The 13,486-nt window shown below is 56.3% G+C and carries 12 protein-coding genes; 4 read left to right on the top strand and 8 right to left on the bottom strand.

What is annotated here, in order from left to right; translation table 11 throughout:
• Nucleotides 1-50: 50 nt before the first annotated feature.
• From QUD59_RS05990 to QUD59_RS05955, 8 genes are all read right to left on the bottom strand, one after another.
• Nucleotides 51-884 (bottom strand): polyphosphate kinase 2 family protein, encoded by an 834-nt coding sequence (locus QUD59_RS05990; RefSeq protein WP_286240211.1) that lies wholly within the window; start codon nucleotides 882-884, stop codon nucleotides 51-53.
• A gap of 57 nt (nucleotides 885-941) precedes the next feature.
• Nucleotides 942-1,226 carry a hypothetical protein gene (locus QUD59_RS05985; RefSeq protein WP_286240210.1) on the bottom strand — a complete coding sequence of 95 codons (285 nt, stop codon included), beginning with the start codon at nucleotides 1,224-1,226 and terminating at the stop codon, nucleotides 942-944.
• A 55-nt stretch (nucleotides 1,227-1,281) separates the two neighbouring features.
• Nucleotides 1,282-2,943, bottom strand: a complete 1,662-nt coding sequence (locus QUD59_RS05980; protein ID WP_286240209.1) for a PAS domain-containing sensor histidine kinase — start codon at nucleotides 2,941-2,943, stop codon at nucleotides 1,282-1,284.
• A gap of 111 nt (nucleotides 2,944-3,054) precedes the next feature.
• Nucleotides 3,055-4,215, bottom strand: a complete 1,161-nt coding sequence (locus QUD59_RS05975; protein ID WP_286240207.1) for an L-lactate dehydrogenase — start codon at nucleotides 4,213-4,215, stop codon at nucleotides 3,055-3,057.
• 16 nt (nucleotides 4,216-4,231) lie between these two features.
• Nucleotides 4,232-5,164, bottom strand: coding sequence for a 2-hydroxyacid dehydrogenase (locus QUD59_RS05970; RefSeq protein ID WP_286240206.1), 933 nt, complete (start codon nucleotides 5,162-5,164; stop codon nucleotides 4,232-4,234).
• A 16-nt stretch (nucleotides 5,165-5,180) separates the two neighbouring features.
• The gene (locus QUD59_RS05965; RefSeq protein WP_286240205.1) at nucleotides 5,181-6,551 is read right to left on the bottom strand and encodes a GntP family permease; all 1,371 of its coding nucleotides are present in this window, start codon (nucleotides 6,549-6,551) and stop codon (nucleotides 5,181-5,183) included.
• Nucleotides 6,552-6,623: 72 nt separating this feature from the next.
• A complete protein-coding gene (locus tag QUD59_RS05960) occupies nucleotides 6,624-8,261 on the bottom strand; it encodes a fatty acid--CoA ligase (RefSeq protein ID WP_286240203.1) in 1,638 nt (545 codons plus the stop codon).
• 94 nt (nucleotides 8,262-8,355) lie between these two features.
• Nucleotides 8,356-9,147, bottom strand: coding sequence for an acetoacetate decarboxylase family protein (locus tag QUD59_RS05955; RefSeq protein ID WP_286240202.1), 792 nt, complete (start codon nucleotides 9,145-9,147; stop codon nucleotides 8,356-8,358).
• A 398-nt stretch (nucleotides 9,148-9,545) separates the two neighbouring features.
• Between QUD59_RS05955 and QUD59_RS05950 the strand changes: the two genes are divergently transcribed.
• The 4 genes from QUD59_RS05950 to QUD59_RS05935 all read left to right on the top strand — a co-directional run bounded on the left by QUD59_RS05950 (nucleotide 9,546) and on the right by QUD59_RS05935 (nucleotide 13,401).
• Nucleotides 9,546-10,976, top strand: a complete 1,431-nt coding sequence (locus QUD59_RS05950) for a coniferyl aldehyde dehydrogenase (RefSeq protein WP_286240201.1) — start codon at nucleotides 9,546-9,548, stop codon at nucleotides 10,974-10,976.
• A gap of 131 nt (nucleotides 10,977-11,107) precedes the next feature.
• The gene (locus tag QUD59_RS05945; protein WP_286240199.1) at nucleotides 11,108-12,289 is read left to right on the top strand and encodes a glycerol dehydrogenase; all 1,182 of its coding nucleotides are present in this window, start codon (nucleotides 11,108-11,110) and stop codon (nucleotides 12,287-12,289) included.
• A gap of 27 nt (nucleotides 12,290-12,316) precedes the next feature.
• The gene (locus QUD59_RS05940; protein WP_286240198.1) at nucleotides 12,317-12,625 is read left to right on the top strand and encodes a DUF1330 domain-containing protein; all 309 of its coding nucleotides are present in this window, start codon (nucleotides 12,317-12,319) and stop codon (nucleotides 12,623-12,625) included.
• Nucleotides 12,622-13,401 carry an SDR family oxidoreductase gene (locus QUD59_RS05935; RefSeq protein ID WP_286240197.1) on the top strand — a complete coding sequence of 260 codons (780 nt, stop codon included), beginning with the start codon at nucleotides 12,622-12,624 and terminating at the stop codon, nucleotides 13,399-13,401. Before QUD59_RS05940 ends, QUD59_RS05935 begins: the two co-directional genes overlap by 4 nt.
• The last annotated feature ends 85 nt before the right edge of the window (nucleotides 13,402-13,486 follow it).

The raw sequence follows: 13,486 nt of genomic DNA, 5'->3' as shown, positions 1-13,486 counted from the left end.
CCTCTTTTATGGTGAGGTTCATCATGCACAGAAACTGTTGCAGAATTATTTCATCCGGTTTCGGTTACCTGAATACCTAATGCCCGGTAGGCCTCCCGGGTCACTTCCGGGTCCAGAGGCGGTGGTGACACATCCACACCCTGCGCCAGTTGCTTAACCACCGTTTTCAGTACATCGACCCGGGCAAACCACTTTCGATTGCCGGTTACGATGTGCCAGGGGGCGGCTTCGGTTGAGGTATAGCGGAACATATCTTCCGTGGCTTCTGCGTAATCTGACCAGCGTTCCCGGTTACGGATATCTTCAGTGGTCAGCTTCCAGCGTTTGACCGGATTGTTGAGTCGCTCGCTGAAGCGTTTCAACTGCTCATCGGGTGAAATATGCATAAAGATTTTGATGATACGGGCACCATCATCGATCAGGCTGCGCTCAAATTCATTGATCTCCTGATAGGCGCGTTGCCACTCCTGTTCGGAAGCAAACCCTTCGACCCTTTCTACCAGCAGCCGTCCGTACCATGAGCGGTCAAAGATCGCTATTGCGCCGGCCTCTGGCAGGCGTGCCTGAAACCGTTGCAGGTAGTGTTTGCTCTGCTCTTCGGGACTGGGAGCACTGATCGGATGAACCTTCACCCCGCGCGGGTCGAGCTTTTCAGTGATACGGCGTATAGCCCCCCCCTTGCCACTGGCATCCCAGCCCTCAAACACCAGAATCGCCCGCTTATTCTGATGATAGTAAGCCTGCTGTACTTTCAGCATGCGCTTCTGCCATTTCTTCAGTTTTTGATGATAGGTCTCTTTGTCGGGTAAACAGCTATTAACAAAATCAGCCTGGCTGAGGGTAGGGGGGGAGGATTGCAGAATAATCGGACTGGGCTGGTGCATAGCTTGGCTCCATATGAACTCTGTCTGAGCATATGCCAAGGCCTCAGCCAGCGCAATCTATCCCTGAGGAGCTTTCGGTGTGTTGGCAACTGCCAGAGATACCAGACTGCTGTAGAGCTGAATCATATTGCCGATGGTCAGGTGGTGTTCCGGATGTTGCAGAGCGATCGATTGCAGATTTTGCAGTTCTTTATGCAGCAGGGCGAGAAATTCCAGATCGTACTCTTCAGGCTCGGCCCCGGCCTGCAGACGTTTCTGCAATGCGTAGGCTTGCGGCAGCATCCTTCTCTGCAGGTCGAGAATACAGATTTTAACGGCGCCGTTACTATGGGAATCCGGCATGGTCTGACTCCTTGTTACGGGGTCTGACTATAAGCATAGTCGTTGCCCGCAGCGTTCAGCCAGTGCCGGCCGGCAGACGGATCTGTACGCTCAGGCCGGGGTTATTATCCTGCAGCGTGACCGTACCGCCCATGACAGCAGTGATCAGGGTGTAGGCCCGGTAAAGGCCGAGTCCGGTGTTACCCTGTCCCAGATTTGACGAGAAAAAAGGGTCAAACGCATTGTTCCGGGTCTGCTCTGTGAGGCCTATGCCATTATCAGCCACTGACAGGCAGAGCTGCTGTTCGCTGATCCGGGCGTCCAGCTCGATCTGCCCGCCCCTCTCTTCAGGGAAGGCATGGGTCAGGGCATTTTCTATGAGGATGAAAAGCACCTGTTCAAAGGCAGCTTTATAGCTGTGGAAATTGAGTGCCGGGGGGACCCGGTTGTGGATGCTGATCCGGCGCTGGCTGCACTCCCTGTCAGACAGGGCGATGACCTCTTCAACGATCTGAAACGGGTTAAATTGCTGACTTTGGCCCTGATCAGGGTCACCCGCGAGTTCCTGCAGGCGGTTGATCAGATTGATGCTGCGGCTGAGGTTTTGCTCGATCAGACCCAGCGACTTTTCGGTGTCGAGGATATGACTCTCCAATTGTGCTTTGCTCAGAGTCTGTGACTGATACGCACTCTGCAGGTGTTCCAGAGAGCTCTGATGACTGCTCAGACCGAGCAGGATATTGCCGAGAGGGGTGTTCAGTTCATGCGCGACACCGGCGATCATCCGTCCCAGACTGGCCAGTTTCTTCGCCTCAGCCAGTTGCTGCAGGGTGGCCTGAAGTTCGGCATGTGCCTGACATAGCTCCTGATGCCGCTGCTGTTCGGCCTGCTCGGCTTCAACCCGGTGGCTGATGTCCTGCAGGGTTTCTACGGCACCGATCAGGTTTCCTGCACTGTCGTGAAGGGGAGAGACATTTATATTCAGCCAGAGCCCGTGATCACTCATCTCCGGGAAAAATTCTTCAGTCTCGTAGGCTCCGGATGTGAGCGGAGAGCTGCGAAGTTTACCGGAGTAATGCCGGCGTATCTCCGCTTCACTGGCCTGATCTACCACCAGATCAGCCATGCTTGGCCGGGGTTCAGCATAAAAACCGCGCCAGCTTTCAGTGCTGCCGATCGCCATGATGGCTTTAATCCCGGTCAGGGCTTCGCAGGCCCGGTTCCAGTGACTGATCCGGTGTGCCGTATCGAGTACGAAAACAGGCACCGGATTACCCTGCAGAATCTGCAGTAACTGACTTTTGCTGTGGGCGGCAGAGGCCTGAGCCTGACGCAGCTCGGTGAGGTTGCGCCCGGTACCGCGATAACCGGCAAAATCCCCGTTGGCGTCATAGAAAGGGTAACCGCTGACGGAATAGCGTTGGATGACACCGTTATCGCCCTCCACCTGATATTCGAAATCATGGAAAGGCTGGTGCTGCTGATAACAGGCTTTGTGGGCTTCAATCTCCTCGGCAGAGACCCCCATTACGGGCATCTCCCAGCGACGTCTGCCGATAAACAACTGCTGACTGCGATGCAATTTTTCGGTGGACATGCCGAAAAAGCGGACAAAGCGGAACTCCTGATCCTGTTCCCAGAACCATTCGGAGGAGAGCTCAGTAAATTCGAGAAGCATCCGGTTCTGCTCCTCAAGTTCCTGTAGCCGCTGTTGCAGTGCTGTATCGGGTTCATTCATCGGATAGGGCCGGGAGTCCTGCTGACGCTATTCAGAATAGTTAACCCGGGACAGAACTACAAAGCCCCGGCTGCTGCCCCTGTGACAGGGCCGGGGTGGGTGGCTCAGTAATCACTCAGTCTCTTCTATCAGATCCGCAGTGATCTCTTCGATCCGGTTAACGCCCATCAGTGCCATGGCCGTTCGGATCTCATTGTGGAAGGTCTGCAGGAGGTTATTCAGGCCCTGCTCACCGGCACCGGCCATGGCATAGATCCAGGGACGGCCGATCAGAACCCCGCGGGCGCCAAGGGCGATCGCCTTGACCACATCGATACCACTGCGCACGCCGCCATCCAGATAGATTTCGGTCTCCGGCGGAATGGCCTGGCTGATCGCTGCAAGTTTGCTGATACTGGAGGCGGCTGAATCCAGTTGTCGCCCACCATGGTTGGATACGACGATGCCATCGGCGCCCGCCGCTACGGCGGCCCGGGCATCTTCGACTTCCAGTACCCCCTTGATGATGATCTTGCCGGACCAGACGGAACGCAGCCAGGCGATATCTTCCCAGGTGACACTGGGATCAAACTGGTCATCGACAAAGGCTTTATAAGCATTGAGGTCGTCAGGGTCAGGTACCACTTCGCTCAGGTTGCCGATGATATGCGGCTTACCTTTGATGGCAACATTGTAGAGCCAGTGAGGGCTGTACAGTAGCTGTGCCATTTTTGACAATTTACTGCGCAGGTTGGTACCCAGCATGCCGTTGCGGAAATCCCGCAGCCGCATGCCTGCAACGGCCAGATCAACAGTGAATACCAGCGTCTGGCAGCCGGCATTCTGCGCCCGTTGCAGCAGAGATTTCACCACTTCCCGGTCACGCAGCATATACAACTGAAACCAGATAGGTTGCCCGGTGGCGGCAATCACCTCCTCAATCGGACAGATACCCAGTGTCGAGCTGGTAAAGGGGACTCCCCGTTGTTGAGCGATCCGGGCTCCCAGCGCTTCACCACGGCGGGCAAACATACCGGCCATGCCAACCGGCGCCAGAGCCAGCGGCATACTGGCTGAGAAGCCGGCGAGCCGGGTTGAAGGATCAACCTGATCGACATTGCGCATCACTCGCTGTTTCAGGCGGTAACGGTCAAAATCGCTGATATTGGCTTGCAGGGTGCTTTCCTGATTCGCGCCGCCGTCGATGTAATCAAACAGAAAGCGGGGCAGGCGTCTGCGTGCCAGACGACGGTAGTCACTGACATCGACAGGGTTAACATTAAATAAACTCATAGAGGACTCCGGCAGGTCAGTTACAACTGTCCAGGGCAGAGCCCTGTTGAATAAACTGGGCGATATTCATACACACCCGGCGCGCCATATCGCCACGGCATTCCTGAGTTGCACTGCCAATGTGGGGGCTGAGAGTGACATTATCGAACTCAAGCAGTTGGGGAGAAACGTCCGGTTCAAACTCATACACGTCGAGCCCGACGGCACCCAGATGGTTGTTTTTCAGAGCGAGGATCAGAGCGGCTTCATCCACCAGAGGGCCGCGTCCGGTGTTGATGAGCACGGCACCGGGTTTCATGGCGGCCAGTGTATCCGCGTTGATAATGTGGCGGGTCTGCGCATTCAGATCACAATTCAGAGAGATGATATCGGCCTGAGCCAGCATCTGTTTCAGATCGCTGAAATAGCGTGCACCCAGTTGCTTTTCGGCTTCAGGCTTTGGCCGGGGGCCATGATAGAGAATCTCCATGTCGAACCCTTTTGCCCGGCGCGCAACGGCCTGACCGATGGCGCCCATGCCGATAATACCCAACCGCTTGCCGTGAACTCGCTGGCCTAGCTGGCTGACGCCGCTGGCCCAGTCGTTATTGCGCAAGTGCCACTCGCTGCGGCTCAGTCGTCGGCTTGCGGCCAGCATCAGGGTCAGGGTCAGGTCGGCGGTATCCTCGGTCACCACCGGCGTATTACTGACACTGATGCCTCGTGCTCTGGCAGCGGCAAGATCAATATGATCGGTACCGACACCGATATTGGCGATCAGCCGCAGTGATTCCGGCAGAAGCTGAAGCTGTTGCTCAGATAAGGGATCCATCGGTGTGGAGACTAAAATATCCCCTTCGCTCAGCGGTTGTGTACGGTCTGACCAGACACTGACCGTACCGAACTGGTTCAGGGCCTGACACATGGCTGCCGGAAGCTCACGGGTCAGAATAATTTTGCTGCTATTCATTGGTTATTCTCCGTCATTATCCTGAGAGTGCGATCAGAGCGATCATTCCCAGGGTGACCAGCACCGGGATGACGACCGTGATCACGCCCATATCCTTGTATGCCTGTTTGTGAGTCAGGCCGGTAATCGTCAGGGTGGCTACAATCGCGCCGCAGTGGGGCAGTGAGTCGAAACCACCACTGGCCATGGTGGCAATGCGGTGCAGTACCTCAGGCTCGATACCCATTTCCAGATAGGCCGGTGCCATCGACTGCATAAATATCTGCAGGCCGCCGGAGGCCGAGCCGGTAATGGCTGCGACCAGACTGACCGAGGTAAATGCCGAGAGCAGAGGTGGCAGGCTGGATTCCAGCATCAGGTCGGTAAAGTGACCGAAGCCGCTGGTATGGGTAACCACACCACCAAAGCCGATGACCGCTGCTGTGTTGATTAAAGGCATGATCGAGTCCTGCGTGCCGTGTCCCATCACATGCAGCGCCTGATGACGAATATGACTGAACAGCAGGGCTGACAACACCGATCCGGCCAGCAATGAAATACTTGGCCAGATAATGGGCTGGCTGTTAGCAAACAGGATCAGGTCATGCAGCGCAGAGCTACCGGGACTTTCCAGTTCCAGAGTCATCGCCAGCAGACGGGGCAGAAGGATAAAGGACAGCACCGTCAGTAATGGCAGAGTGGCGAGCAGCCAGTGCGGATAATCTTTCTCTTCAATCGCAGAGATCCGGTCGTTCGGGCCGGGCTCAAAACCTTCGCCACGGGCCGCCGCCAGACAGCGTTCCCGCTCCAGATAGATCATGCCGAAGATCAGCATCAGAGCGCCGCCAAGGAGGCCGATCCACAAGCCGGCAAACAGGTCAGTACCCAGATTAACCGCCGAGATCACATTATGCACTGACGGCGTACCGGGCAGGGTCGTCAGAGTAAAGGTACCTGCTCCCAGTGCCAGTGCTGCACAGAACAGGCGTTTCGGTATATTCGCTTCCTGCAGCAGTTTCAGCCCCAGTGGGTACATCGCAAAGATCACGACAAACGCGACGACCCCGCCATAGGTCAGCAGAGCGCAGGCCAGGGTGGTTATCCACAGCGCACGGTGGGAGCCGAGGCGACGTACCAGCGCCATCGCAATGCTGGAGGCGGCGTGACTGTCGCCCATAACGCGGCCGAAAATGGCGCCGCTGGCAAATAACAGGAAAAATTTCCCGGCAAAGGTAAACGCCCCAAGGGGGCCGAAGGCGTAATATTGACTGAGGCTGTCGGCTACCGGCAGGTCGTTGCTGACAACCACCACCAGAGAGCAGATCAGTGAAGCAAGGATGATATTCACCCCGCGCAGCGCGAGCCAGATCAGCAGTGCAACACTGCCGATTAATCCTGCGTATTCCATAATTATTATTCTCCGGAATGCTGGCCTGAAAGGGAGAGCGGTCAGCCGCGCGAATGGCTGACCGACCGGGGGTTAACTGATCTGGGCGCGGATCAGTTTTTTGTCGATTTTGCCGACACTGGTTTTCGGAATGTCATCGACCAGAAGCACCTGTTTCGGGATCGCCCACTTGTTGATGGTGCCATCGCTGACATACTGCTGCAGATGCTGACTGATCTGTTCCGCATCCAGCGCCTCCGTGCGGGAGATGATCAGGGCGCAGGGGCGTTCGCCCCAGTGCTCATCGGGCATGCCTACCACGGTGACCGCTTCCACATCGGCGTGGGTACTGATCAGGCGTTCAATTTCCAGCGAGGATATCCATTCGCCACCGGTTTTAATTACATCTTTGATCCGGTCCTGAATCTGGATGGTGCCGTCGGGCTGAATCGACGCAATATCACCGGTATGCAGCCAGCCGCCCTGCCAGAGTTCATCGCCTTTTTCCTGTTCATAGAGATAGCTCTGGGTCAGCCAGGGGGCCCGTGCAACCAGTTCACCGCTGCACTCGCCATCATGGGGCAGGCTGTTACCCTGAGGATCCCATATTTGCAGATCAACCAGATCGCTGGGCAGGCCGGCGAGGGTGCGCAACTGCAGTTGGGCGTCTTCCGGCAGTTGTTGCTGGGCATGGCTGAAATGAGTGATGGCCATCAGCGGGCAGGTTTCTGACATGCCGTAGGCACTGAATGGCTGAACCCCGCGCTCCAGCGCTTCTCGGGCCAGACCCGGCGTCAGCGCGCTGCCGCCGATGATGACGCGCCATTGACTGAAATCGGTATTGCTGGCCTGTTCTGAGTGGAGCAGCATCTGCAGGATAGTCGGCACACAGTGGGAGAAGGTGACTCCCTCTTCCTGAATCAGGCGCGCCAGATGGTTGGGCTCGTAACGGCCCGGATAGATCTGTTGTACACCCATCATGGTCGCGGCATAGGGGATACCCCAGGCGTGAACGTGGAACATCGGCGTGATCGGCATGTAGACCCCTTCCCGATCAAGCAGCGCTTCGCCGCTGTTACAGGAGTAAAGGGTGTTTACCATGTTCAGGGTGTGCAGCACCAACTGCCGGTGGGAGAAATAAACCCCTTTCGGATTGCCGGTGGTGCCGGTGGTATAGAACGTGGTGGCAATGGAGTTTTCATCGAAATCAGGGAACGCATATTCATCAGATTCCCGGGCCAGCAGCGCTTCGTATTCTCCCAGTGTGGCAAAGCCTGCATCTGCGGGTTGCTCTTCATCGCTGAGCTGAATAATCCCGCGCACGGTTTGCAGCTCATCTTCAATCGATGCCAGCAGGGGGATAAAGTCGTCATGTACCAGCACCAGATCATCCTGAGCGTGGTTCATGGTGTAGAGCATCTGTGCGGCGGAGAGACGGATATTGACCGTATGCAGCACGGCGCCGATCATCGGTACGGCAAAGAAACATTCCAGATAGCGATGGCTGTCCCAGTCCATGACCGCAACGGTGTCACCCGGCCCGATACCGGCACTGCGCAGGGTGTTGGCAAGACGGCAGACCCGCTGCCTGAACTCGGTGTAGCTGAAGCGGTGATGACCGGACACGATCTGCTTGTCACCGCTGAAACGTTGTTTCGATGTCAGCAACTGCTTAATCAGCAGCGGGTAGGCGTAGGCGGAATCACTGGGAGGAAGAATTTTAGTTTTCATCTGCGTCTCTCACTTTTTTATTTTAATCAGACAGAACTCTGGCCAGCTTAAGCGGAAGGGCTGCTCCCCCCGCCGCTTTTGTGCACGCTGGTGGTTATTCAGAGCTGGCTGGCAGGGTGGTCGCGCCGGTGACCGTCATTGCCACGCTGACAAAGTAGCCACGACCCACTGAGACCAGCGGCAGGTCTGCCAGCTCTTCATGTTCTGACGGGAAAAATTCCAGTTCGGCAGTGCCGACCATCGCCTGAGCGGCTCCGACATCGCTCAGGGTATTGATGGAGTGCTCGTGCAGGGGCGCCGTTTCCGCATCAAGGCTGGCCAGATAGCGGGTGTGAATCTGCGGCGCCAGCAACAGCGGTGGCAGATCGGCGAGACCGGTCTCAGCTTCCAGAGTGACTTTCGCCCGCATCAGATGACGGCCCATAGCGGACAGGGTGGCAGCGAAACTGTGACCCGGTTCCCGCTTCGGGCCGCCCTGACCCAACGTCACCGGACGGTTCATAAAGATCTCGCCCATCTTCTTCGGAAAGCCCTGTACGTTGCCGCGGGCATGCGCGACCTCATTGTCGACCCAGATATAGGGAACACGACCTGCCGTCTTATCCTGATGCCGGGTAGGAATAATGATAAAGGCTTCTTTATACATGCCGCGGCGCGGGTCCTCTGCCAGTCGCGGATCGCTGTCGGCGGTCGCACTCCAGTCGGCAAAAACCGCAATACACTGATTGCTGTCAGCAGGCTCCAGATCGTCAGGAAGCAGGGCGCGAATGAGCTCAGGGCTGGTTTCAAATTCAATTGCCAGCAGGTCACCGGAATAGTGCCAGGGTGGCGGGGTCAGCGTTGCAGCAAGGCCCTTGGGGGAAAAAGGTAAACTCCAGCCATTCATGATCGTTGTGCTCCTGAATTCTTATTTTGGATGGATACTGATAATAGGCTTGCAGTTGATAGTGCTAATTTGGGTATCGATTGGCTTGACATAAGATGTATTGAGTTTGACATATTGTGACGATAAGGCCGTGCCAGAGCAGGTCAGGGCTGGGGCTGAAACTGTGACGTATTTTGTTAAATTCGGATCACATAGTGTCAAGCTGGTGTTCAGTTGCTCTTTTAGTCTGGTGGTTATCGTTTGACCGGTAACAACGGTCGGGCAGTGTCACAGAACCGCGCTTAATGGCAGGTGTTGCCCGCAGGAGCCGGCTCTGTAGTTGTGATATTAAACGGAACACTCTCTGCTGCATGACAGGGCTGTGTTTACGCCAGAAGAGAAAAATAAAAGAGGTCGCCATGACTAATGCAGCAGTGAACATTGTTGATAAAGTGAGCCGGATTAATCAGGTTTTCGATAAGCAGCGCAGTGCATCAAGATCCAAGCCCTACCCAAGCCTGCAGCAGCGAGTGGATGCGCTGAATAAAATCGACAAAATTCTGGTGGAAAATCAGGACGCGATCTGTGCCGCCGTAAATGCTGACTATGGCAACCGTTGTGCTCAGGAAACCCGGCTGCTGGAGATTGCCCAACTGACCAGCACCATCGCTTATCATAAAAAGCACCTGAAAAGCTGGATGAAGCCGCAGAAACGCCACGTGGGCCTGACCTTTATGGGGGCTAAAAACCAGGTGATTCCGCAGCCGAAAGGGGTGGTGGGTGTTGTCAGCCCCTGGAACTATCCACTGGGACTGGCGATCGGGCCTTCGGTGGCGGCGATTGCTGCCGGGAACCGGGTGATCGTTAAGATGGCGGCTAACTCACAGAACCTCTGTAAGCTGCTGGATAAACTGATCTCAGCCGAGTTCAGCGATGAGCAGTTTGCCATTATCCCGGGTGTGTCCGCTTCTGAATTTACGGATCGTCCCTGGGATCATTTTGTCTTCACCGGTTCACCGGATACCGGCAAGGTCGTGATGGAGACCGCGTCTAAATACCTGACGCCCGTGACACTGGAGCTGGGCGGAAAATCACCGACGATTGTGGCGAAAGATTTCAATATGCGCACCGCTGCAGAGCGGCTGCTGTTTGGTAAATTTGTTAATGCCGGACAGACCTGTACAGCACCGGATTATCTGTTCCTGCCGCGGGAATCGGTGGACGAATTTGTAGGCCATGCCAAAGATGTCTTACGCGAGCGTTATGGCAGTGCCGACTCCGGCGATTTCACCTCTCTGATCGATGATAAAGCGTTCCAGCGGATCTGCAGTACGGTTGCCGATGCCACTGACAAAGGGGCCCGTTGTGTGCAACTGGTACCCGAGGGTAAACCGGACCCGGTCAGCCGTAAGTATCCGCCTCAGGTTGTACTGAATGTGAGCGAAGAGATGCTGCTGATGCAGGATGAGATTTTTGGTCCGCTGCTGCCGATCAAGCCTTATGACAGCATTGATCAGGTGATTGAGTACATTAATGCAGGTGAGCGCCCGCTGGCACTTTACCTGTTCAGTAATGATAAGTCCCTGCAGGATAAAGTTGTCTACAACACACTGTCCGGTGGCGTATCAATTAACGATACGCTGCTCCATGTTGCTCAGCACGATATGCCATTTGGCGGAGTGGGTAACAGTGGTATGGGGCATTATCACGGCAAGGAAGGTTTCCTGGAATTTTCCAAGATTCGCCCGGTGTTCAGGCAGGCCCGTCAGTCCGGCATTCTGATGCTGGCGCCGCCGTATGGTGATCGCTTCAATAAGCTGATGAATCTGATGATCAAATTCCGACTCTGATTACCCCTCATGTACACCGGCCAGCGGATGTTTCCCTGGCCGGGCTCTCCCTGAATAGGCAAGGCATTGCCTGCAGTACCTGCAGAGTGCAGACCACAGCGTTGTTTTGCCCCGGTTAGGATACTTTGCATATGAATCAATCTGTTACTGAACGCGCTGAGGTGACCAGCACCCGGCTGTACCGTTCTACACCCCGTTATATCCAGTCACCCGGCCTGATCGATGGCGCTGCTGAACCTGTCAGCCAGCTCAAGGTGCGCCGCTGCGCGCTGCTTTGTAGTCAGCGCAGCCAGAACAATGAAGCCAGACGGTTACTGACGTCCCTTGAAACTGCGGGCATCGAAGTGGTGGTGACAACCTTCGGCGGTGAGTGTTCTCTTGCTGAAATCGAAGCCCGTTGCACAGAGTTGCGGGCTCAGCCGCAGGCGGTAGATGCTTTGATCGCGCTGGGTGGTGGAAAAACGCTGGATGCAGGTAAATCGATTGCTGACCGTCTGGAGGTTCCGGTTGTGATCTTTCCGACGCTGGCATCGAATGACGCGCCGTGCTCGGCCGTATCAGTGATCTACTCTGCCTCCGGTGTTACCGAGAGTTATGAAGTGTTTGCGCAGAATCCGTCGCTGGTGCTGGTGGACAGTGAAATTATTGCTCAGGCACCGCCGCGCTTTCTGGTGGCGGGTATGGGGGATGCGATGTCGACCTGGTATGAAGCCCGTGCCTGTGAGCACAACCCGCAGGCACTGACCCCCTACGGCGTCCGTCCGACGCTGGCGGGTATCGCTCTGTCTCAGGTCTGTGCGGAAACACTCTATCAGCACGGCGAAGCGGCCACCGAGGCCGTTCGTGACCGTTGTCTGAGCCCTGCTCTGGAACATGTGATTGAAGCCAATACGCTGCTCAGCGGACTTGGGTTTGAATGTGCCGGTCTGGCGGCAGCCCATGCGGTGGCACAGGCGTTGACGGTACTGGAGGAGGTGGATCACAACTACCTCCACGGAGAGATGGTGGCACTGGGCGTGCTGGTGCAACTGATGCTGGAGCAGGATCATGACGAAGCGCAGCGGGCGGCCCGTTTCTTTGCCCGGGTGGGTCTGCCGGTGAATTCAGCACAACTGGGTTTCAGTCATACCGATCAGGCGGCGATGGCTGCCGTGATCTCGGCTACGCTGGTGTTCCCGTTTATCGGCAACATGGCAACAACGGTCACGGCAGATAATCTGACCGCAGCGTTTGCTGCGGTTGAGGCACTGGGTGCAGAGGTTCTGCAGGAGCTGGGTGATCAGCCCTACCGCCGTCTGCACCCGAATACCTGATTCAGCAACCGAAAAGAGGAATTGACCATGAGTGCGTACGCTATTTTTGATGTTGATATCTACGATCTGGAGCGTTATCAGGAATTTATGACCCGGGTTAAGCCGGTACTGGAAGCGTCCGGCGGTCGCTACCTGAGCCGGGGTGGTGAACACAAAGTCTATGAAGGTGACTGGGAACCGCGGCGTATCGTTCTGCTGGAGTTTCCCTCCATGGAACAGATGGAGCAGTTCTATCACAGTGATCTTTATCAGGGGCTGAAATCGATCCGCGATGAGTGCAGCTCCGGCCGTGTGGTTGCGGTTGAAGGTTTACCGACAGAGGAGGGGGCCGCGTGAATCTGAATCTGCAAGGGCGTAAGGCGATCATCTGTGGCGCTTCCAAAGGTCTGGGCCGGGCATGCGCACTGGCGCTGGCCGAAGAGGGGGTTGATCTGGTGATTAATGCCCGCAGCGCGGATACCCTGCAACAGACTGCAGAGGAGATCCGCGCCCGGACCGGCGTGAAAGTACAGGCCGTAGCGGCTGATATAACTACGCCGGCAGGCCGGGCGGAGGTGCTCTCTGCCTGCCCTGCGCCGGATATTCTGGTGAATAATGCGGGTGGCCCGCCACCGGGGGATTTCCGCGACTGGGATCAGGCGGCGTGGCATGCGGCGCTAGAGGCAAATATGCTGACTCCGATCTTTATGATCAAAGCGGTGGTGGATGGTATGCAGGCACGTCAGTTTGGCCGGATTATCAATATCACCTCCTCTGCGGTTAAGGCGCCGATTTCGATTCTGGGGCTGTCGAACGGGGCGCGCAGCGGCCTGACCGGTTTTGTTGCCGGGCTGGCGCGGGAGACCGTGGCGGATAATGTGACGATTAACAACCTGTTGCCGGGACCGTTCGAGACCGATCGCCTCATCTCTACGCTGGATCTGCATGCGCAGCAGTTGGGGATCAGCGCCGATCAGCTCCGACAGCAGCAGATGCAGGCTAACCCGGCGAAACGCTTCGGCGATCCGGATGAGTTTGGTGCGCTCTGCGCGTTTCTTTGCGGAACCCGGGCCGGATTCATCAACGGCCAGAACCTGCTGCTGGACGGCGGCGCTTTTCCCGGCACTTTCTGACTATCTCTCCCTTCCGCAGCGGGTGCTCTGAGCCCCGCTGCTTGCTTATTGTTACCTGCTCCTCTTCCCTCTCCTGATCTGAAAA

The sequence above is a fragment of the Neptuniibacter halophilus genome, from assembly GCF_030295765.1.
Taxonomy (GTDB): domain Bacteria; phylum Pseudomonadota; class Gammaproteobacteria; order Pseudomonadales; family Balneatricaceae; genus Neptuniibacter; species Neptuniibacter halophilus.
Note: the sequence above shows the minus strand (reverse complement) of the source record. Positions and strands in the feature narration are given on the sequence as shown.